Source organism: Brevibacillus brevis (genome assembly GCF_022026395.1).
In the GTDB taxonomy this organism is placed as follows: Bacteria; Bacillota; Bacilli; order Brevibacillales; family Brevibacillaceae; genus Brevibacillus.
The window spans coordinates 1492710-1513993 of record NZ_CP041767.1 but is presented as its reverse complement, the minus strand read 5'-3'; the positions used below and the strand labels follow the sequence as shown (position 1 = coordinate 1513993).

General features: G+C 47.0%; 18 protein-coding genes and 1 pseudogene. 3 read left to right on the top strand and 16 right to left on the bottom strand.

Going from position 1 to position 21284, the window contains the following annotated elements:
* Positions 1 to 27 precede the first annotated feature (27 nt).
* On the bottom strand, positions 28 to 2034 hold the full coding sequence (locus FO446_RS07645; protein ID WP_237900299.1) for a serine hydrolase domain-containing protein: 2007 nt from the start codon (positions 2032 to 2034) through the stop codon (positions 28 to 30).
* A gap of 144 nt (positions 2035 to 2178) precedes the next feature.
* Positions 2179 to 2595, bottom strand: coding sequence for a VOC family protein (locus FO446_RS07640; RefSeq protein WP_221867594.1), 417 nt, complete (start codon positions 2593 to 2595; stop codon positions 2179 to 2181).
* Between the two features lie 206 nt (positions 2596 to 2801).
* Here FO446_RS07640 and FO446_RS07635 point away from each other — a divergent pair, with 206 nt between their 5' ends.
* A complete protein-coding gene (locus FO446_RS07635; RefSeq protein ID WP_237900297.1) occupies positions 2802 to 3539 on the top strand; it encodes a cyclase family protein in 738 nt (245 codons plus the stop codon).
* Positions 3540 to 3613: 74 nt separating this feature from the next.
* Here FO446_RS07635 and FO446_RS07630 read toward each other — a convergent pair whose 3' ends face one another.
* Positions 3614 to 4645: a LacI family DNA-binding transcriptional regulator gene (locus tag FO446_RS07630; protein WP_173608809.1), complete on the bottom strand. Its 1032-nt coding sequence runs from the start codon at positions 4643 to 4645 to the stop codon at positions 3614 to 3616.
* A gap of 338 nt (positions 4646 to 4983) precedes the next feature.
* On the opposite strand from FO446_RS07630, the gene FO446_RS07625 reads away from it, so the two are divergent.
* Entirely contained in the window at positions 4984 to 6036 is a 1053-nt protein-coding gene (locus FO446_RS07625) for a 2,3-butanediol dehydrogenase (protein ID WP_173608810.1), read from the top strand.
* Between the two features lie 170 nt (positions 6037 to 6206).
* On the opposite strand, the gene FO446_RS07620 is transcribed toward FO446_RS07625, so the two are convergent.
* The 13 genes and pseudogenes from FO446_RS07620 to FO446_RS07560 all read right to left on the bottom strand — a co-directional run bounded on the left by FO446_RS07620 (position 6207) and on the right by FO446_RS07560 (position 18045).
* On the bottom strand, positions 6207 to 7052 hold the full coding sequence (locus FO446_RS07620) for a BRB family alpha/beta fold macrolide esterase (RefSeq protein WP_237900295.1): 846 nt from the start codon (positions 7050 to 7052) through the stop codon (positions 6207 to 6209).
* A gap of 100 nt (positions 7053 to 7152) precedes the next feature.
* Positions 7153 to 7383: a hypothetical protein gene (locus tag FO446_RS07615; protein ID WP_221867593.1), complete on the bottom strand. Its 231-nt coding sequence runs from the start codon at positions 7381 to 7383 to the stop codon at positions 7153 to 7155.
* A 232-nt stretch (positions 7384 to 7615) separates the two neighbouring features.
* Positions 7616 to 8017, bottom strand: coding sequence for a DoxX family protein (locus tag FO446_RS07610; protein ID WP_173608812.1), 402 nt, complete (start codon positions 8015 to 8017; stop codon positions 7616 to 7618).
* Between the two features lie 149 nt (positions 8018 to 8166).
* The gene (locus FO446_RS07605) at positions 8167 to 8670 is read right to left on the bottom strand and encodes a tellurite resistance TerB family protein (RefSeq protein WP_173608813.1); all 504 of its coding nucleotides are present in this window, start codon (positions 8668 to 8670) and stop codon (positions 8167 to 8169) included.
* Between the two features lie 142 nt (positions 8671 to 8812).
* The gene (locus tag FO446_RS07600; RefSeq protein WP_237900293.1) at positions 8813 to 10195 is read right to left on the bottom strand and encodes a TraB/GumN family protein; all 1383 of its coding nucleotides are present in this window, start codon (positions 10193 to 10195) and stop codon (positions 8813 to 8815) included.
* Positions 10196 to 10379: 184 nt separating this feature from the next.
* Positions 10380 to 11162, bottom strand: a complete 783-nt coding sequence (locus tag FO446_RS07595; RefSeq protein WP_232773436.1) for an ABC transporter permease — start codon at positions 11160 to 11162, stop codon at positions 10380 to 10382.
* Positions 11159 to 12112 (bottom strand): ATP-binding cassette domain-containing protein, encoded by a 954-nt coding sequence (locus tag FO446_RS07590; RefSeq protein ID WP_232773437.1) that lies wholly within the window; start codon positions 12110 to 12112, stop codon positions 11159 to 11161. Before FO446_RS07590 ends, FO446_RS07595 begins: the two co-directional genes overlap by 4 nt.
* A gap of 12 nt (positions 12113 to 12124) precedes the next feature.
* Positions 12125 to 12934: an NAD(P)H-binding protein gene (locus FO446_RS07585; protein ID WP_237900291.1), complete on the bottom strand. Its 810-nt coding sequence runs from the start codon at positions 12932 to 12934 to the stop codon at positions 12125 to 12127.
* Positions 12935 to 12953: 19 nt separating this feature from the next.
* Positions 12954 to 13853, bottom strand: a complete 900-nt coding sequence (locus tag FO446_RS07580; protein WP_237900290.1) for a helix-turn-helix transcriptional regulator — start codon at positions 13851 to 13853, stop codon at positions 12954 to 12956.
* 135 nt (positions 13854 to 13988) lie between these two features.
* A complete protein-coding gene (locus FO446_RS07575; RefSeq protein WP_237900288.1) occupies positions 13989 to 15500 on the bottom strand; it encodes an S-layer homology domain-containing protein in 1512 nt (503 codons plus the stop codon).
* A 54-nt stretch (positions 15501 to 15554) separates the two neighbouring features.
* Positions 15555 to 16754, bottom strand: coding sequence for a DUF418 domain-containing protein (locus tag FO446_RS07570; RefSeq protein ID WP_237900286.1), 1200 nt, complete (start codon positions 16752 to 16754; stop codon positions 15555 to 15557).
* A 108-nt stretch (positions 16755 to 16862) separates the two neighbouring features.
* Positions 16863 to 17066: pseudogene (locus FO446_RS07565) on the bottom strand (3'-5' exonuclease); the annotation flags it as partial.
* Between the two features lie 259 nt (positions 17067 to 17325).
* Entirely contained in the window at positions 17326 to 18045 is a 720-nt protein-coding gene (locus tag FO446_RS07560; RefSeq protein WP_237900284.1) for a metallophosphoesterase family protein, read from the bottom strand.
* A 136-nt stretch (positions 18046 to 18181) separates the two neighbouring features.
* Between FO446_RS07560 and FO446_RS07555 the strand changes: the two genes are divergently transcribed.
* Entirely contained in the window at positions 18182 to 21277 is a 3096-nt protein-coding gene (locus FO446_RS07555; protein ID WP_237900282.1) for a GNAT family N-acetyltransferase, read from the top strand.
* Positions 21278 to 21284: the final 7 nt, after the last annotated feature.

Here is a 21284-nt window from a genome sequence, read left to right as displayed (position 1 = left end):
AAACAAGAAGTCACGGCTTGTTGTACACTAAAATAATTGGTCTGCGAACCGAGATAGTAACGCAGCCGCTTCTTTCCTTACCATCAGCTGCTCTGATTTATAATCGAAACTGCCATCTCTGCCTTTCACCACTTCTGGTCCGTATAATCCTTTTGCCACTACGAAATGGACTCCCTCTAAAGCCCAAGCATCTGTCCTACCACTCAACTTGGCTTTTTTCGGCTCTCCATGAAGATAGCCAAATGCCATGCGCCATACGATGGTTGCTGCTTCTTGACGCGTCAATGGCTCGTTTGGATAAAATTTGCCATCAGCAGATGCTTTTAGTAAACCTAACTCGTAAGCTGCTTGAATTTCCCGCGCATACTTGTTACCTGAAAGATCCGTGTAAATCGGTTTATGCTTTGATGGGGCAATGCCACTCCACTTGATGAACCAGCCAACAAACTCTCCTTTTGTTATCTGTTGTTCGGGCGAAAAGCGATTGTCTCCTTCCATATCAGCAAAGACACCGATCTGGCGCAGGTGATAAATATAGGACGCATATGGATGGTCATTCTCCACATCCTGATAACGTTGCGGCTCAGGCAATTTTTCTGCCCAACTATCTGATTTTAAATCGTAATAGAAAGCCTGCACATCTCCGTGATCGTTCAGCTTAAAAGCAGCTTTACTACCTTGTTCATCCTGGAATAAGAGTGGCTCCACCTCATATAGGAAATGTTCTCCCAGCGGGTCTTTTACAATGAGTTTTCCGCCTTCAGCACGTATACGAGTCGTCCACATCCGGTTTCGCAAATCGCTGTATGTCCCTTCAAACTTCGTGAGTTCTTGTTTCGCTAACGCAAACGGTCCCTTTTTGTGCTCATTTTTCGGGTAGTAATGATCCATAAACGCTTCAATCAAAGGCATACGAATTTCGAAGTCCTTATTGACTGTAACAAATACTCCCACTTTTTCTTCCGGGATCAACCACATCCCGGTATGGTATCCTTGTAAATCCCCTGCTTTTTCAATAACATAATGTCCATTGTAATTTTGCTGGTTGGCATATTCGAAACCAAGCGCCATGTTATTCAGCTTTGGATGCACGGAAAGATGAGGTCTCTGCATTTCTGCCGCCGTTTCTTCTTCCATAATCGTCGCATTCCCAAGCTTTCCTTTATTGAGATGAGCAATCATGAATTTAGCCATATCAGAACCAGTTGAGAGCATTCCACCATCAGGAAGCTCAGTTGGTACCATTGCATAAGTCGGGATCGGCTGTCCGATAATATTATAAGGTACAGCCAACTCTTTGACTATTGAGGGTGTAAGTCGAAAATCACTATTTTCCATGCCAAGTGGCTTAAAGATGCGTTCCTGCACGTATTCACCAAATGGTTTTCCTGCTACTTGTTCTACAACATAACCTTGAATGGTGAAGCCGAGGTTGTCATATCTGTAAAACTCTCCTGGCTTGCGAATGACATTTGGGAGATTGTCCATAACGAATTTCTTTAAAGAAACCTCCCGTTTCAAGTCGGTTGTTGAACCGTCAGAAGTGTCTCCAAAGTCAAATCCAGTGGCGTTCGTTAACAGATGTTTCATTGTAAGAGGAGTGCCTGTCTTATTCGGAATCCGGGCACCCCCCATATATGCGGATACATCTTTGTTCAAATCTATTTTTCCTTGCTCCGCCAATTGCATAACCGCTGTAGCTGTAATAACCTTGGTTACTGACGCTACACGGAATACAGTCCGATCAGGATCGACCGGAATCTTCTTCTCTACATCCGCATATCCATACCCTTTTTTAAAAAGGACCTTGTCTCCTTTTACAACTACAAACGAAGCTCCTGCCAAGTTGTTCTTAATTTCTGACTGGTTAAAAAATTCATCTGCAAATTGCTCTACCTCTCTCGGATCATCCGGCCCAGATACAGAAGATGCGAACACTTTGGTTGGAGAAACAACTCCGCTTACAAGGCTGACGCTCATAGTAGTTACAAGTACAGTCGCCATTAATGTCTGTAACTTCGAAAACATTTTCATAAGATTGCTCCTCTCCTTTACCCTTATTTCCTTCTCTAGAAGAGTAAGCAATCAATCTTAATCGTATTTCTATACAACCTTAATAGAACATGAATTTTTTGCTTGTTCATGCAAAAACCCCTGATTTCTCAGGGGCACGCTCCTCTATTCTCTCGATATCTGTCTCCTATCCATATACAACACATTCCACCGATGACCATCCAAATCTGCGAAGCCTGCCCCATACATCCCCGGACCATGCTCCCGCGGCTCACTGAAAACAGTGCCCCCAGCGTCTATCACCTTACCCACCAATTCATCCACCTTTTCCCTGCTCTCGGCATCGATCGAAAACAACACTTCCGTTCCGCGCTTTGTATCTGCCAGTTCATTTTGCGTAAAGGTTTGGAAGGTAACCTCTGGAAACAGCATAATGAGCATGTTTTTTTCGCCGATTACCAAGCCCGCCATCTCTTTGCTATTCTCATGGCGAGGATGAAAAGAGAATCCGAGTGCGGCAAAAAATGATTTGGACTTTTCGAGGTCCTTGACGGGCAAATTGATCCAAAGCTCTTTTGTCATGGGAATTTCTCCTTCGCTTTTTGTTTGGATGATACTCATTCTTCTCCTTTAAAGCATAGCAGAATCATGCTTGAACGCTTCTTCTCGATTGCTATTTTTTGTTAAATTATTTCCGATATTGACACTCGGAATTAGAACCGATAAAGTATTGGATAAACTCAGTTTTACAAGCGCGAAAATTCGAAAAACAATAACGAGGTGGGCACATGGCAAACGATTTGATTCAAGCAATTACCCTGTTAAAACAAAAAGAATGGGTGGATCTCACGCACACATTCGGTCCGGAATCCCCGCACTTCCACGCCTTTGACGCCGCCGAATTCCAAACGCTGTTCACGCATGACGACGGCTTCTTTGCCCAGCGCTTCTCTTTTCCTGGACAGTACGGTACACACTTGGATGCACCGATTCACTTTGTGCGCAACAAACGTTACTTGGACGAGATCGAGCTGAAGGAACTCGTACTGCCGCTCGTCGTCATCGACAAATCAAAAGAAGCCGAAGCCAACAACGACTATTCGCTATCCGTGGAAGACATCTTGCATTTCGAAACCGAGCACGGTCGAATCGAGGGCGGCTCCTTCGTTGCCTTGCGCACAGATTGGAGCAAGCGCTGGCCAGACGTCGATGCCTTCAACAACAAGGATGCAGATGGCAATAATCACGCTCCCGGCTGGTCATTGGAGGCTTTGAAATTTTTGTTCGAGGAAAGACAAATCAAAGCAGTCGGTCACGAAACCTTCGATACGGATGCGACAATCGACTACCGGAAAAACGGAGCGCTCTTGGGCGAATATTTTGTGCTCGATCAAGACACCTATCAAGTGGAGCTGCTCAAAAATCTCGATAAGCTCCCGGCAAAAGGCGCTGTCATAGTAAACATTACACCCAAGCCTGAAAAAGCCTCCGGGTTTCCTGTTCGCTCGTTTGCCATATTGCCTTAAAGCTAAAGCCGAGTAAAAGCCAGGTATCATCACCGATCACCTGCCGCTCACTCGGCTTTTCATCTGAAAATGCCCTACGTATCCAATGGCGATTTACGAATAACCGCCACACTGGACTCCCTTACAATCAGCCGCGGCTCGAACTGTACGCGCTCAAACGCCCCTGCCCCCTGCTCACGAATCCGTTTCAGCAAAAGCTCTGTCGCGAGCCGTGCTACCTCTTCCCCCATGATCGAAACAGAGCTGATCTGCGGTGTCGTAATCGTCGTCCACACATTGTTGTCAATGCCCACGACAGCGACATCCTCTGGCACACGGACGCCGAGCTCCTTGAACCGATTCACAATCCCGATTGCCACCATGTCATTGACCGCATAGATAGCGTCCGGCATGTTTTTCAAGCTAAAAAAGTAATCAGCAGCACGAAGGCCCGTCTCAAACGAGAAGTCCTCACCAAAATACACCAGCGAGGGATCGACGTGCTGAAGCGACGCCTCATAGGCAAAATACCGTTCCTCGATCTTGTCCTTCGGCGCACCTGCGTAAGCGATTCGCGTACGACCAATTTTGATCAGATGCTCCATGACCAGTCGCCCTTCTTGACGGGCCATACTGACAATATCTGCTTTCACATTGTCTTCGAGCTTTTTTCCATAGTTAATAATCGAAACGGGAACACTCGCTTTGTTAATCATCTGGACCAACGTCTTCGGATAGGCGAGCGGCATGATAATCAGCCCGTCTACATGCAGCTTTTTGACCTCACGCACAGTCTCAAGCTCCATTCGGGCATTTCCCGCTGTATTAATTTGTACGACGCGATAGCCATGCTGCTTGGCTGCTTGCTCAACCGACCAGGCGATATCCGGAATGATCGCATTGCGAATATCAGGGACAGCCAATGCGATTTGATAGGTTTGGCGCACCTTTAGACTTTGCGCGGAAGTGTTTGGAATAAAGCCCAGCTCATCGATGACGTCCAGAATCAACGCTTTCGTCTTCGGACTGATTCCCCCGCTGTCATTGATGGCCCTCGATACCGTTGCGATTCCTACGCCAGCCTTCTTCGCCACATCTTCTATTGTCACTTTATTTTTTGTATCCAACGCGTTGCTTTCCTTTCCATATCGGAATCGTTTTCAATCTTTCCGAGCTAAATGGTGTTTTCTTACCGCTATTATAGCATACACAAAACCAATGGTAACGAGGCTCGAGCAAAACATGGCGGACGACTTCGCACCTGTTGCACAACACCTATACATCCATTCAACATAGCTAGAGTTAACATCCTCTCCTCTGACAATTGCACATCACCCCAACTCTTGCCTAGGAAATCAAATTGACAAGATCCTAAACTTATGACATATTAATTTTCGGAAACGTTTCCTATTTTACTTGCTGAATTTCATATATAGAATCCAAATCGAATGAGGAGATGGCAGATATGAAAGCGTTACGTTGGCACGGATTAAAAGACCTCCGTTTGGAAACCATTTCGGAACCGGTTGCGACCAAAGGTAAAGTGAAAATCAGAGTCGAGTGGTGCGGCATTTGCGGAAGCGACTTGCATGAATACGTGGCTGGCCCGATCTTCATCCCACAAGGTACTGAACATCCACTAACAGGCGAAAAAGCCCCGATCGTAATGGGGCATGAATTTTCCGGACAAGTGGTGGAAATCGGAGAAGGCGTAACCACTATCAAGGTTGGCGATCGCGTCGTTGTCGAGCCGGTTTTCGCTTGCGGAACATGCGCTGCGTGCAGACAAGGCAAATACAATCTTTGTGAAAAAATGGGCTTCCTCGGTCTCGCAGGCGGCGGTGGCGGCTTTTCGGAATACGTGGCTTGCGATGAGCACATGGTCCACAAAATCCCAGACAGCCTCTCCTATGAGCAAGGAGCTCTTGTCGAGCCATCTGCCGTGGCCCTTTATGCAGTCCGTTCAAGTCAGTTGAAAGCTGGTGACAAAGCTGTCGTATTCGGTGCTGGTCCCATTGGCTTGCTTGTCATCGAAGCATTAAAAGCAGCAGGAGCGGCTGAGATTTATGCAGTGGAGCTGTCCCCCGAACGTAAAAACAAGGCAACTGAGCTGGGCGCCATCGTTATCGATCCAAAAGAATACGATGTAGTCCAAGAAATTCACAACCGGACAAACGGTGGCGCAGATATCGCCTTTGAAGTCACAGGCGTGCCTCCTGTCCTCACGCAAGCCATCGAATCTACCAAAATCGCTGGACAAATCATGATCGTCAGCATCTTCGAAAGAGAAGCGCCAATCAAGCCAAATCACATCGTCATGAAAGAACGCAACATGACAGGTATCATTGGCTACCGTGACGTATTCCCTGCCGTCATCAGCCTGATGGAAAAGGGCTTCTTCCCGGCAGACAAGCTGGTCACCCAGCGCATCAAGCTCGACGACATCATGGAGAATGGTTTTGAAGCACTGCTGAAAGAGAAAAACCAGGTAAAAATCCTCGTTAGCCCGAGAGCATAAGCGAAAACGATTCCATAAATATCGTGCTGTTTCCTTCCACACAAGGAAATATGCCATGCCGCTACAAAAAACGGAGAGAAAGCAGGAGTAATTCCTGTTTTCCGCTCCGTTTTTTCTCGTTATCCTCTTCGTTTTTTAGCCTTGCGCTCTGCGAAGAGGAGCAAGTGTCATTACGCTTCCTTTTCTTGTGTATGCTTCAAAATTGCTTCGATGACGACATCCCAATCCCCACGCGGAAGCTCATGCCCTGTCCCTTCCAACGTAAGCAAGACTGCTCCCGGAATGGTGTTCGCAAGATGTAATGCATGCGCGAAAGGGATGAGCATGTCTTCTGTACCGTGAATCACAAGTGCTGGTACAGCGATTTCCGCTGTCCGCAACAAGTACGGTTCACTGGCTGTCACGAAGGCGTGGTTGTTTCTACTCGCATAATGGTTGCTTCTGGCCATATCGATTTGGGCCAATTCACGAACGCGCTGCTCGTCAAAAGGATGTTTGGAACCACTGAGAACTTTCCAACTCGCAACCGCCGCCTCTAACGCCTCCTGCTCATCCTCCCAGTTAATCTCGCCCATCTTGCTGAACAACTCCGTCAGCTTCTCATCGATTGGTGGTAGGCCAGGAGCAAAATTGGACGTTGCGTGCAATGTGATGGTACGAACTCTTTCGGGATGTCGCAATGCAATCATTTGTGTCAACATTCCGCCCATCGACATACCAACGAAGTGCGCCTGCTGTACGCCGAATGCATCAAGGACGTGAACAGCATCATCCGCCATATCTTCAAACGTATAACCTGGATGGCCAACCTCGTAGGTCGTGGAGCGTCCGACATCCCGATTATCAAAACGAATAACAAAGCGTCCCGCGTCGGCTAGTCGCTGACAAAATTCTTCCTCCCACCAAAGCATGGACATTTGTGCTCCCATAATCAGCAAAACCGCCGGATCTGTGGGCTTCCCAAAGCTTTCCGCACATATTTCTACACCGTTTCTTTTTAAGATCTGTTCTGCCATTGTATGTTTTCCTCCTCAACGAACTGAAATAAAAAAACACAGGCTAGGCTGCCTGTGCTTACGTCATCGAAAAAGGAAGAAGAAACGAAACCCATGTACATCAGATTCCAGCATCTGATCGTACAGGATTGGTTCCATTCTCTTCACAGATCATGCAAATAGAGGGGGCATCACGCTTGCTTGCCTTCCTCACTCCTATTTGCTCATGATTCAATTGGGTTACCATAGCGGCAATCCATTTTCCGATTCGTATGCACACAACATAGCCTTTTCTCACTATTTCATCGATTGTGTTGTGCGAATAAAGTATCGAAAAATTAATTTGCCACACGTAACCCTCCGTCCCTGATAAGTTGTGATCATCCTACCACATGCTTTTTCATCTGTCAACGATTGGCAGTTTATATGATTGTTCGTATCCCTGGTCCTGCAAAAATCGTCTCAATGTCTCGGGTAAGCCTCATCTCGACGAATTGATCACATGGCTGCTTGGAAAGAATCTGGTCATACGTGATACTGAAGCAGGATGCCGACGCGAAGCTCACGAAGAAGACCTGTGTTTATTATTTTTCTTCTTTGGCAGCGAAAAGCAGCTTTCGCACCCTCTCATCCCGCAAACACAATCCGCCCCACATCAAAATCGCGAGGTAGACAGCAAACAGCGTATGGGAAAAGAGCGGCGCATCGACACGGATCTGGGTAGCAATGACCCCACCGAAAAATCCAGTCAACAGAAGCGCACCCAAAACTGCTGTCCGGGGTATAGCATACAACACCGTTGATACAAGGGCGAGAATTCCAATCACGCCAATGTGATGCTCCGCATAGCCGAGTACGAGGGTTCCCTCTATGACAGGAGCAGGCTGGATGAGTTTGAATACACCGTCAAAAAGCATAAAAAGAATGACAAGTCCGCTCATAATCCGTGCAATCCACAGACGTGTTTTAGAAATTTGATTCCGCATTTGGATCCCACCTTTCATTTTTTCCTAACTAGATCGTAACACAAATAAAACGATAGCATTTCTTCTGAATTGCTATTTTGGGGGGATGTCTTTTTCTAAAAACGAAAAAAACCTTCTCAAATGAGAAGGTTTTGAATTCGTATCATGGATTAAACCGGAAGGGTAACTCTGTAACCCGGTTGGTTCTTTGGATGGTTTTGATTCAAGAACACACCACGGTCATTTTTCAACACAATTACTTCAAAGAAAGGACGGAAACGATCCTCCGAAATACCAAACGCAGTCAAGAATTTGCCAAACAGCTCTTGCTCTTCACGCTCAGGTTGGCCATCAGCCAGGGAAGAATCGATCAGGTTGACCAGGATGCACATTTTTTGAGCGTCTGTGAGCATTGGCGTTACTTCGCTCAAGAATTTCTCAATGGGGTTTTTGCGTGTATATTTCATTGCGTTTTCGAGCAACTGTCTGTTATTGGCACCTACGCCAATCACGCCGTTGCTTTCTTCGCCACCCAATACAGCGAGCAATTGACCGATTTCCTCGTGGTCCATTTCTCCATCCGATTTCATCATGTAGAGCAAGGAACATGCAAACCCAAAATGAGGGGTCATTTCTTCCCCTTTATCCGTTTTAAACATATCAAACAAACCCACGCAAACTACCTCCTATGTAAGACAAGATAGTATAATTTTACTATTCTCTGGATAATGTTAGCAATACTTGTCAGGGTAATCAATTTTTCGGCAAACAAAAAAGAAGTGCCAGCCTGCCCGCCGACACCTCCTATCCCAGCTCTTATTGCAATTGTTGCACGTGATAGCCCTTGGCTTTCAAATGATCGATAACCATGCCTTTCATCGAGAAGTGGGCAGCACCGACCACGACAAAAGAAGTCGTTTCCCCTTTTTTCTCCAACACTTCTGCCAGTTTTATAGCCATGTTTTTATCTCGCTCACCGAGCAGACGCTGGTTCACATCGCCTTCACCGAAATCGCCATGCGTCGTCATGATCTGGGTAAAGCCATTCAGATCTCCTTCTACCCATTCCGTCTGCATGTCTTTTAAGAGCTTTGTGCCTTCCTCCAGCCCTTTTTCGGTCATAGCGCTATCTAAAATAATGTTCAATTCTTTCTCCTGCTGCTCTGCTGGTACATCTGACAGCAAGTCCGCTTGCAGCTTTATGCCTTCCAGCTCTTTGATCGGCTTCTCATCCAGCATCGCCTTCGTCAGGAAGTACCTGTCGATGCCGGTTAGCATCGCGAATTGAACATCTGTATCGCTGTCTACGTAGCCAAGCGTTGGCACAGATAACGAAATAGCAAATGGCTTGTAGGTATCAAAAGAATTGGCTGGCAGTTGCAGCTTGGCAAGCAAGTTTTGCACCTTTTGGTACGTCTCAGCGGATACATGATCCTTCAATGTGGTGCCATCCGCGTATACCATCTTTTGTGTTAAATAGTCATTGTCACCGTTGATAATATCGGCTTCGACCCACAGTTCATCCGACACTTCATACGCTTCCCGGATGTCTTTTTGCATCGGGTACATATCTGCGATCCCCATGTGGATCGAGCCGAGCAAGTACATGGTGTTTTTGCCGTTGGTCACTTTCCACATAAGACCTTCGGCACCACCGCCAACCGTATCGTATGCGAACTCGACCAGTCGGCTCGCCATCACTGTCGCTTGTTCAACCGTGCTTGGCTGATTCAGCTCGAGACCTGTGCTCGTCCCTTTGACCAGGCCTTTTTTCTTCATGTAGTCAATCGGGTTATCCCCGGTCATTTCGAATGCTGCTGGCAGTTCGTAGTTTGCCAGGAGTTTGTACAAAGAAGTAATGACCACTTCTCTCGTAATCACCTTATCCGTCGGAGTGGACAAGGAAGCGTTCTTTTTCTTCAATCCCAGAAGATCCAGCTTTTTCGCCGTTCCTTCCATTAAGGTAAGAAACTTGTCAGCAGGAATCGATTGCTGAAATGAAGCATCTTCATACCAAGCCAGTGGAAAAATTCCGTATTTCTCCCCTTCGTTCAACGTGGTCACCGACCAAGGGCTGATTACGGGAGCTACGGAAGTTTGCCCGTGAACTGGAAGCACATACCCTAGCAAAAGCGCCAAGCTGAGTGCACCTGTACCCGCCCATCGACTCAGTTTACTCCAGCGTTTGTTTAATTTCATGAAACTTTCCCCTCTCGATTCTAAGCTGAATGATTTTATGCCATTCTGTCTTAGTGGTAGATTATACCACAACTTTCTGGAAGAGATAACCGAATGATAGAAAAGAATAGAAAATACGACCATTTTCACTATACATAAAAAGCATCGACATTGATCGTCGACGCTTTCGCTGTGAATCCGCAAGTTATCGATTTGGTTTGGTCAAATACAGACGTATTGTTAACGGAGCAAATATGACAACCAGCAGTAGGCATAATCCGATTCCGATCAACACATCAGACAGATTTGCTGTTCCCCCCATCAAGCCTCGTACCGTCCCTACTGCGATACTGATCGGGTTTAGATTGACGATTGTTCCCATCCATTTAGGCATGGTGGAAGAATCTACGAAAATCGTGCTAGCAAAAAGCAACGGGTACACAAAGAACATGCTCGAACCCGATACTGTTTCCGGTCGCTTTGCCAAGATACCGATCATGGAAAAAATCCAGCTCACACTAAAGGCAAAGAAAATGATATACAAAACAGCGAGTGTCGCACCGACTATACCGCCTTCCGGGCGAAACCCCAGCAGCATCCCTGTCCCAATGGCGACGAGTATGGCAATCGTATAACGTAGGCCGTCTGTTAATAATGGGCCTATGACAGACGCTGGCTGCCAAAAAGGCATGGTACGAAAACGGTTATACACGCCCTTCGCAATATCCTGGCAAATGGTCGTCCCGCTATAAACCGTCATTGGAATGATCGTCAACACAAGAACTCCTGGCAGAAAAAACTGGAGATACGCTGCCGTAGAACCAGCGATGGCTCCACCGAACAAATATGTAAAAATAAGCAACATCATCACAGGGGAAAGGATAGCGTCCATACAAAATGTGAAAAGGTTATTTTGTGTGTTTTGCCATGTGCGCCACATAAAGATACGGATTGCCGCAAAGATACTGAGTGTATGACTCGCGTTCATGAGATGGTCTCCTTCTTTTCACTATAAGTCAGGGCTAAAAACACTTCTTCCAGACTCGGGTCACTCAGGGAAAAATGCTCAATGGAAACCTCATTAGCCAGAAGCATCCCAATTGCTTGGTTTGCCAGACTCGCTTCTTTTACTGAGATGCTAAGAAAATGTGGGTCATCTTGATCGGAATAAATCGGCAACCGAAGATGTTCTTCCAAAAGACGGCTTATCCGTTCCTTGTTCAGAGGTTCGGTCATACGAACCGTCAATGTCTTTCCCCCCACCAAGGCTTTTAACTGCTCCGGTGTCCCTTCTGCAATCATCGTTCCTTTATCAATTACCGCGATCCGGTCAGCTAATTGATCGGCTTCTTCGAGATATTGGGTCGTTAATAGCACAGTGGTGCCTGATTTTAAAAGCGTACGGACGACTTCCCATACTTGCTGCCTACTTTGCGGGTCGAGACCCGTGGTTGGCTCATCCAGAAAAATTAGCTCCGGCTGCGTGAGGACGCTGGCGGCGATATCTAATCGTCTCCGCATCCCCCCAGAATAGTTTTCTACCATCCGATCCATGGCATCTGCAAGCCCAAATGTATCAAGCAGCTCTCTTGCTTTTGTACGGGCTTCCCTCGTAGAGTAGCCAAACAATCTGCCAATCAGGATCAAGTTTTGCAATCCGGTTAATGCTTCATCCAGGGCAGCGAACTGTCCCGTCAGGCTTATTTTTTTGCGCACAGCCTGCGCGTTTTTCACGATATCGCAACCGGATATCAATGCTGTTCCTCCGTCTGGCGCAAGGAGCGTGGAAAGCATATGGATGGTTGTGGTTTTTCCAGAGCCGTTCGGGCCGAGCAAAGCGAATAACTCCCCTTTTTTGACACGCAGGTCAATTCCTTTGACCACCTCATGATCCCCGAACGATTTCCTGAGCTTCTTGACTTCAATGGCATATGACATGGCGGCCACTCCTTATCCAAAATAGCTTTTATGTTCGATTGCCCATTCGGCAAACGTTTTTGCAGGCTTTCCCGTCACTTGCTCTATCGTGGACAAGACCGTGTAGCCCACTTCAGGTGGATTCTTGCCCATGGCTACGAAAAATTCAATATCTCCCTCTTCGTAGCCCTGATCTCTCCAATTTTGTCGCGCCTGCTCCTCCGTAAGCTCTTCAAATCGAATTTCTTTCTCTAAAATTTTCGAAATTATCTGAACTGATTCAATGCGTGTAATCGCCTCTGGTCCCGTTAGAACATAACTTTGCCCATGGTGTCCCGATTCAAGCAATGCCACCACAGAAACACTCGCGATATCTGCTTCGTGTACCTTGGCGCTTAAGGCATTGCCAAAAGGTTCCCGCACGACTCCCTCCAAACGAATCGATTCCTGCCAATCGACAATCGCATTAGACATGAATTCCACGGGCTTCAGGAGAGTCCATTCCATCGCACTGTTTGCCACTGCTTCTTCTACAGGACCTTCCGTGTCACTCACCAATACGGACACGCGCTTCACTCCGGCTCTTTCCGCCATTTCGACTACCTTCGGATCGGTTTGAAAGGTGTAGCTGGAAGCAATTAAGTGTAGAGCCGTTACGCCTTGCAACGCCTCTTCCAGGCTCGCCGGTATAGCAAGGTCCCCTGCCACAACCTCTACTCCCGCTGGCAGGTCGGCTTTTTCCGGATTTCGCGAAATGGCACGTACCTCTACACCCTTTTTCAAAAGCTGATCCACCACATGTCTCCCTACCGTACCTGTTGCACCCGTTACTAAAATCGTCATGCTGTACATCCTCCTCAAATTATTGGTAGTGTCGTTGAATCTCTTTGATTTCTTTCAATACGTCTTCCTTTAAGTCGTCAGGGGAGATGATCTCTACCTTTGATCCATAACTTAATACGACTGAAATCGCGTAGTCTCGTTTATAAAAAACTTTGTGCAAATCGATATGCGTACCGTGATGCGTACATTCTCCCGGGAATTGCTCCAACACACGAAGCCCTACGGATGGATCAAAACGGAGATGCGCAAGTGTCCCTTCATAGTCTTGCGTTCCTTCTTCCTCCTGGCTTGTCTGGTCTTTTCTTGGGTGAAACATGAATTCGGTCACCTCAAGCGCGGTAATCCTGGAAAGGCGAAAGATTCGATTCGCCTGACGCAACAAGCAATACGCCTGAAGATACCACGCTCCACGCTCCCAAAATAGACGGAGCGGCTCCACTCGTCTTTCTGATACCGTACCTGATGCACTCTTATAACAAAAATTCGTGACTCGATTTTGCTGGATCGCCTCTGAAAGCGGGTGAATGGCGACCTTCTCCTCTTCTACCGTCGTCAGGTTAAAAATGATCGATTCGTTATTTCCCCCATTCAGTAGAGCAGGCTGCAGGCTGCCCAGCTTCTGAACAAGCGTCGTATATTTTCCTCCGATAGCTCCTTCCGTGCTTTTTAAGAGATTGTATATGACCGAAAAGTCTTTCACAGAGAAGTGCTGCTTCGTGAGGAAGAAACCCTCCATCAGCTCGAATCCACCATCTGCTCCCGTAAATGAAACGACGGGAATTCCAGCTTGATTCATTAACTCAACATCACGATAAATCGTTCGAACAGAGACCTCAAATCTGGCTGCAAGCTCTGTTGCTGTCACCCGTTTTTTCGTCATCAACTCTATCGTGATAGCCAGTAATCGATCCAGCTTCATCCATTTACACTCCTCATGCACTCACCTATTCGGCAACTGTCATCATCATAATGCACGAATCCTGACATCATGTGTGTCAGGATTAAAAAAACTCACCCTCTATTTTACAGGAGGGTGAGTCCTTTTTCGAAAACGTTACTTCATGGATGCTTCTTCAATTTCTTTATATGCCCAATGACCAGGTACGACATCCGGCCATCTTTGCGGGCCAGCTTGGTTCTGTGGCACACGATTCAACACGCGATTGAGAATCGTTACGGCTTCGGCACGCGTCAGCGCTTTCTCTGGCTGGAAGGTACCATCGGGGTAACCTGTCATGTAACCTTTTGCAACAACCGCTGCAATGATTGGAGATGACCAGTGATCTCCCCTCACATCAAAAAAGGCAGTGCCTCCTCCCGCACCTTGCAAGGCCTTGTATTTATAGATGACCGCGGCTATTTCCGCTCGGGTAATGTTGGCCGATGGACGGAATGTGCCGTCCGGGTAGCCGCTCATCATACCCGCCGCACTTGCTTGATGAATTGGATTTGCTGCCCAGTAGTTGTCTGCTACATCGAAGAACCTTCCCTTATTCGCAGAAGACTGGCTCACCATTTCAGCGTTCAGTAAAATGGCAGCCATCTCCGCACGTGTCACCGTGCGATCCGGTTGAAACGTTCCGTCAGGATAGCCATTGATATAGCCACGTTGGCTCTTGCTCTTCTTATTGGTTGCAGGGCGCTCCTCTTTCTTATCTGTAGAGCTGCCTCCAGTGAAAAAGCTGTTTGTCGGCGTGGTATAGGAACCTTTTTTACGGTCTTTGTCCCGATCCCGGTCTCTGTCCCGATGCTTGTCATCTTCCAGATCTCTCCATGCTTTCTTCAAATCGTACAGAGCATCGTCTACCTCCGACTGCGTAGCATGTGGATCGTCAATGACATCCCATGCATGTTCGAGTGCATCTTCCAAATCACGCCAGCTTGATCTGGTGTAGTCGTCTTCATCCAAGTCTTTGTCCTCGATCTCTTCCACTTTGGCTCTCAATTCTCTTTTATAGACCGCGTCATCTTGTTTCTTCAAATCTTGTCTCGCTTTGATTAGTTTCTCAAGGGCAACATCTACGACAATCTGGCTCGTATGCGGATCATCCAGCACAAAGTAAGCCTGCGCCAGTCTATTCTGCAGTTCTTTCCAACTGGCCCTCGTGTAGTCTTTTTCTTGCAGCTTTTCCACTGCAATTTCCTCTACTTTCGCTTGCAGTTTACTCTTGTCGACTGCACTTTCCTGCTTCTTCAGCCCTTCTCTTGCTATGACTAACACGGACAAGGCACCATCGATTTCTGCTTGGGTGACATTTGGCTTCGTCAGTACCGCTTTTGCAGCATCCAATGCATACACCAGCTTGCTCCAGCTGTCGGGCGTATATTTTTCCTGGATCAAATTCTCGGCGTTAATTTCATTGACTTTTCCTTGTAAGTGACGAAGATCTACAGTGGTTTCTACCGCGGCAGGTGTTTCCTCTGCACTTGCTGCTTGGCTTACAGGCACGAATATGGATGCTTGGAAGATCAAGCAAAAGAGGCTAAAGAAAACAAGACTCGTTACGGCTCTGTGAAAACGTCCCAATTCCCATCCTCCGTTCTTTACGATGACCCATCTGATCATCTTTTTCCAATCATTTACATTGTATGATGGAGACCGATAAGAGGATTCATATTTTTAGAGGCCAGAAATAGGTTTTTCCGGGCGTTGCTTGGTCTTGCCGGAGAACGAAAAATTCGTCCACATACGCAATAGTCGTTCCACTGGACCATAACGGAATTGTTTTAGATACAGCGGGCTTAAAAAAAGCTGTCCCAAATAAATCACGATCGCCAATCCGCAACCAGCCAATACTCCGATCTTTCCGAACCATCCGAGTCCATATCCATAGAAAATCGTCGTACAAATGACCGTTTGCAAAAGGTAATTCGTTAAAGAGAGTTTTCCCACGGCTTCAAACCTTGGCAGCCAAGTTGATTCCGTACTTCTGGAAAAGAACCAAGCAAAGGCAAAAATGTAACCAATGGCAAGAATGGTTTCCCCCGTTATATCACCGACGCCACTCCACCAAGTTCCCGGCAAATATACATGTAATGCTTTTAACAAAAGTCCCGCTGGCAAGAAAATCAGCATGTTTCGGAGATACGAGGTTCGTTCTTCCTCTGGCTTCTCGAACCACCTGCGCTTCGCAGCAAACATCCCAAAAAGGAACATGGGTGCGCTCATAAGCGGCGCGATCAACAGTAAAACAAACATCATGTATTCTGGCAAACCAAGCGGATCTTCACTGTTTCTGTGATGCACGATCTCCTCGTATGTTCCCGTGCCATAGACAGTCATGGTTTTGACCACATATGCCTCCATACGGGCAGGATCGGTAATACTCGCAGGATCATTCGGATCATCTGGCACAAGCCCCATTAAGCTGATGAGGCAGAGCAAGACAATCCCCCAAATGAGCAAAGTCTTCGGTTTACGGTTCATGAACAGCAACAAAAAGAAGCCCATCAAGCCATAAAACCCCAAGATATCCCCTTCCCACAGGAAATACGAATGAAGGAAACCAAATCCGATCAGCATCAAAAACCTGCGGGTAAGGTAGCGTTTTTGTCTCAAGCCTTTTGCGGCCAAGCTTTGCTGCATCTTGATCATGCCAAAACCAAACATGAAGGTAAAAATCGGCATAAAGCTGCCTTCCACAAATATTTTCACAAGCTGATAAGCAGTCATTTCATAATCGGGGAGGGCGTATAAATCCATTTCTTGGCTTCCCCAAATCCCAAACTGGAAAATCAGCATATTCGCCAGCAAAATCCCTACTAAACTAAATCCCCGCAAGCCATCGATGATGCGAACGCGGTTCTGCCTTAGCTCCATGACTATCACCTCAAGCCTGATTGTAACGGGCTAAGCTTAATGGCTTCTAAATCGCACCTTATCGTTACCTTACTATTACATTTAACGCGACTTGGGTATGGTGGACGATTAGGAGAACTTCAACTGATCAAATATCGCGACGAATATTTTGGCGATGTTTCTGGCATCATCCATTCCACGATGATGCGTACCTTCGAGTGGGATATTCAACATCTGCAATGCCTTCCCCATCCCGACACCGCGCTCGGCTCCAATCATTTTGCCGTATTGGTGCTTGATGCTGATATGGTGACGAATCCAGCTTGACGGCACGCCGCAGTATGCGAACATTACAGACTTCAACCAAGCGCTTGAACTGCTGGCCGATGAAGTCAAAGTCGATTACGTGGACTTGGCCCCCCTCTTCACCGCCAACAAAATCCAGTACGCGGACAATGGTGTTCACTTCAAGCCGCATTTCTATCCGCTGCTCCTGGACTACTTGAAGGGGCTTGTAAAGTAGGGAAATAGCCGGTTAGTTGGCAAGTGTCAAACAGCCCCCACCTTTTAATTAGGGTAGGGGCTGCGTATTTTAGCATTTTACAAAGTGGTTCTTGTATCCTTCCGTATTGATTTCCAGCGCATTTAGTTGCCCACCAGAATAGCCACACCCGCCATCTATTCCTATTTTATCACCTTCTGTTGAATACCAAATTTGATTGGGTGCTGTATTCGATTTTATTCTTGAAGTTGGGGTATGTCCAAATATGACAACTTTGTCAATGCCTGTTGGACTTTCTATAAAATCCCCACCAATCCAGACAAAATCAGAAGGTGTTGTTTCTCGCCAATTCCTTGGACGAACTCCTGCATGTACAAAAATATGTCCTTCATCTTCAAAGTAATAAGGCAAATGATTAATAAAATCAATTTCTTCTTTGCGCTCTACTTTAAGTGTTCTTTTAACAAGCTCTATGTCGTTAAAAACTGAATCATCAACACCTTGAAGAAAACTATCTATTGCGTTCATACCACCCATTTTATGTAGAAAAAATAAATCAAAGGAAGGGTTCCGAGAGTCCAAAAATTCAATCAAAGAATATTCATGATTCCCCATTAACGCAATTGCCTCTTCTTCCTCCACCATTCTTTTAATCTCTGAAACAACTTTTAGAGATTCAGGTCCTCTATTGATATAATCTCCAATAAAAATAACCTGGTCCTGTATAGGCTTATAATTTATTTTTTCCAGTAGCTGCTGAAGTACATGAAAATATCCATGGATATCACCAATAATCAGTTTCCGTTTCATAGCTACCCCCTTCCTGCTCCCCCTTATTATCTCATATTCAGATTCTTTTTCCGAAAACTAGCAACAATTCTTTCAATCAAACGTACAACTCATATAAGATACAGAATTTAACAATGTAATCGAGGTGTTAACAAGCATGGAAGCATCAATCTCAATTGTCACCTACCGCCCTGAGCTGGCCGCAGCGGTCGCAGATATGTGGAATGCAAGCCGAGATAGCTGGGGAGGCGGAAATTCGATTACGACAGCCGAACAAATCAGACAAGAAGAAGCAGCCTCTGACGCTATCACTGTCTATCTCGCAATGGAAGGTGAAACGGTCGTTGGTTATTGCAGTCTGGCAGAATATCGGGAAGATACCGGCGCCCTCTACATCCCGTTGCTCAATGTACGTCCCGACTATCACGGAAAAAAGGTCGGCCGGATGCTGCTTTCATGCGCACTGGAGAAAACGATTGAGCTCGGCTGGTCGCGACTTGATCTCTATACGTGGGCAGGAAACACGAAGGCTGTTCCGTTGTATAAGAAGTTCGGCTTTTTCTGGGAAGACCGTGACGACGCCACTCACCTAATGAACATGATTCCTTCTGTGCTCCGTACCGAGGCGATCTCCCATTATTTTGAGGAGCTTGACTGGTATCAGGACTCCACGCGACAGATCGTCGTAGAGCCAGACGGACGCAAGGGAAACGGCTTTGATTACTTCACCTACTCCTGGGCAAAAGGAGACAAGAGCTTGCGCGTGGAGTTTGAGCGGCGCGGCAGAGGCATGCGCCTCATTGAGACGGAAGATTATCTCGTGTCTGCCGAAGTGGAAAAGCTGGAGCTGGTCTTTGGACGGGAGTATCAGATTCACTATCGGATCGTCAACAAATCAGGCAAGCCGTTACAGATTTCGTTAAACGGGCAACCGAGCGACACGATCCGCTTTGATTATCAGCACGAGCTGGCTGTGACAGGGGAAACCACGCTGTCCGCAACCTTTTTTGTCGATCCAATCACAGAAGAGCAAAGCATCTGGCGCACGCACCCGCGTGTCTGCACCCACCTGCTGATCAACGGCAAGGCAGCGCTGTTTGAGGTCGGAATCCTTCCCAAGTTTCCTGCTACCCTTTCCTTGCATGTACCAGGCCTCTCTTATCCGGGGCAGACAAAGCTGTTTTATTTGGACGTGGAAAACAATTTTGCGGAAGAAGCCGAATTTGCATTCGAGCTGCCCGCTTGCTCATTTTTTGGCTTACAAGAGCAACGCCACACTTTGAAACTGTCTGGCAAAGAGCGCATGTCGCTTCCGCTTAACGCTGATCTGTATGAACACGGCTTTTACGAAGCCAACGTACAGGTGGAGGCAAAGCTCGCAGATGGCAGATCAGTTTCTTTTGCCAAAAAAATTGGGGCTGCCTTCACGGGGCTTGGTGCGATGGTGTCTGGAGAAACGGAACAAGCTTGGCAAGTGCACCATGGCCGCCATATGCTCTACTTGAACAAAGAAGATAATGAAATGACTGTTGTTGGCGGGACAGGTGGCGAGCCAACCAATCTCCTCTATCCCAAGCTCGGCAAGCCTTTTTCCAGCGAGTTCTCGAAGAAACGTGCCGAGAAAGTTGAATTTATCGCAGAAAAAGGAGCGATCGGAATCCGTGCGACGTATCACTCCAGTGCATACGCGCAAATAGCGTTGGTTAGCAAAACACTCCTGTTCGGAGATGGCACTGTGGAACACGGGGTGGAGATAGAAAATCATTCTGCTGACAAATTGGCTGCTGAGCTGTGGCTAAACCAAGGCTTTCATCACAGTTTTCATCGCCCCATTGTGCCGTACCAAGGCCGTTATGTTGAAACACCATCCTCTTACGGCAGCGATATGGATTATTGGGATGCTGAGTTAGTCAGTGAAAACTGGCTGTTTACACAGGATGAGTCGGCCCCATGGGGAATGTGCTGGCCTCCTGAATACCGTTTTGACATTCAAGGCTGGTACGTGACACTTGAAACCAATCTCGGCATGCTTGCTCCACATGAAAAAAAATCGTTTGGCCCGATCTACTTTTCGCATGGGGCCTATGCTGACTGGAAAGAGTTTCGTGCCTTTGCCCGTAAGGAAGCACTGCCAGCAGACTTGATCTTGACCTCTCACCTGGAGTTGAGTGCCAATAGGCAAAATCCATTTGTCACAAGTAAGGACCTGGATGTACAGGTGAAAGAATACAAGCAGCAGTACTTGGATGGAGAACTGATGGCATCTCTTTTGAGTGAGTCTGCTTCCGGACAAACGCAGAGCTTTACTGAAGATGAAGAAGCGACTGAATCTGGCTTCTCCTTCAAGACGCCGAAAAAACCATATGACCTCGTGCAAGTAGAGGGACGTTTTGCGACGCATGTGTCACATTTGCAAAGCGCGATTTTCCCAATCGGTCAAGGCAAGGTCATCCAGGAAGAAACAGTGGAAGAGGGACAGCAGGTCTATATTGCCGACAATGGACGATTGCGGATCAAAGCCGCTCCTGATTTTGCTCCGACACTCTACTCGCTCACAAGCAATGGACAGGAGTGGCTGGATAGCTCCTTCCCTGAGCGGAAACCGAAATCTTGGTGGAATCCGTGGACAGGTGGAATCGGCAATTATATTGAGGAGTTAAGCGCGTTTTCTCTGGTTAAGGAAGAGCGTACTGCATCCTTTGTCGAGCTAATTGACAACAGGCAAAACGCGTGGCAGGGAATCAAGGTGAGCTACCATGTGAAAAAGCAGGAGAAGAATCGCGGTTTGACTTGCCATCAGTATTACTTGCTGCTGCCAGGGGTACCTGTCCTCTGCCATACCATAGAAATCGAGCAGAATACTGGAACCTACTTTGCTGGAAAGGAATTGTCCACGGACATCTTTTTGCAGCCAGGAACCGAAGACGAGGCGGTATGGCTGAAAACCGTCGGTACGAATGGAGAGGAGCTCAACTACATGCTCGCACAAGGTGAATTGGATGTCCTTGAAGTTTCTGATTATGTCCTCGGGCGCGCTAACAGCAAGGATCAAATGCATATCGTTACTGACCTCGATACTGCGGACCTCCAAGTATACGCAAACAAAGAAGTAGCGGTAGCTTCTGTCATACGCGAGCTGAATCTGCCAAACAACAGCACTACCTTTACTCCACCTGTCTTTTTCCTGTTTGCCGACAACACGCTTCCATCCAATGCCTTATCTGACTTACGGGCGATACGCTTTGCCAAATAAGGGAGGG

Excerpts from the sequence above, each read along its gene's own strand:
- FO446_RS07645 (WP_237900299.1), bottom strand. The coding sequence starts at position 2,034 with ATGAAAATGTTTTCGAAGTTACAGACATTAATGGCGACTGTACTTGTA.
- FO446_RS07640 (WP_221867594.1), bottom strand. The coding sequence starts at position 2,595 with ATGACAAAAGAGCTTTGGATCAATTTGCCCGTCAAGGACCTCGAAAAG.
- FO446_RS07635 (WP_237900297.1), top strand. The coding sequence starts at position 2,802 with ATGGCAAACGATTTGATTCAAGCAATTACCCTGTTAAAACAAAAAGAA.
- FO446_RS07625 (WP_173608810.1), top strand. The coding sequence starts at position 4,984 with ATGAAAGCGTTACGTTGGCACGGATTAAAAGACCTCCGTTTGGAAACC.
- FO446_RS07620 (WP_237900295.1), bottom strand. The coding sequence starts at position 7,052 with ATGGCAGAACAGATCTTAAAAAGAAACGGTGTAGAAATATGTGCGGAA.
- FO446_RS07610 (WP_173608812.1), bottom strand. The coding sequence starts at position 8,017 with ATGCGGAATCAAATTTCTAAAACACGTCTGTGGATTGCACGGATTATG.
- FO446_RS07600 (WP_237900293.1), bottom strand. The coding sequence starts at position 10,195 with ATGAAATTAAACAAACGCTGGAGTAAACTGAGTCGATGGGCGGGTACA.
- FO446_RS07595 (WP_232773436.1), bottom strand. The coding sequence starts at position 11,162 with ATGAACGCGAGTCATACACTCAGTATCTTTGCGGCAATCCGTATCTTT.
- FO446_RS07590 (WP_232773437.1), bottom strand. The coding sequence starts at position 12,112 with ATGTCATATGCCATTGAAGTCAAGAAGCTCAGGAAATCGTTCGGGGAT.
- FO446_RS07585 (WP_237900291.1), bottom strand. The coding sequence starts at position 12,934 with ATGACGATTTTAGTAACGGGTGCAACAGGTACGGTAGGGAGACATGTG.
- FO446_RS07580 (WP_237900290.1), bottom strand. The coding sequence starts at position 13,853 with ATGAAGCTGGATCGATTACTGGCTATCACGATAGAGTTGATGACGAAA.
- FO446_RS07575 (WP_237900288.1), bottom strand. The coding sequence starts at position 15,500 with ATGATCAGATGGGTCATCGTAAAGAACGGAGGATGGGAATTGGGACGT.
- FO446_RS07570 (WP_237900286.1), bottom strand. The coding sequence starts at position 16,754 with ATGGAGCTAAGGCAGAACCGCGTTCGCATCATCGATGGCTTGCGGGGA.
- FO446_RS07560 (WP_237900284.1), bottom strand. The coding sequence starts at position 18,045 with ATGAAACGGAAACTGATTATTGGTGATATCCATGGATATTTTCATGTA.
- FO446_RS07555 (WP_237900282.1), top strand. The coding sequence starts at position 18,182 with ATGGAAGCATCAATCTCAATTGTCACCTACCGCCCTGAGCTGGCCGCA.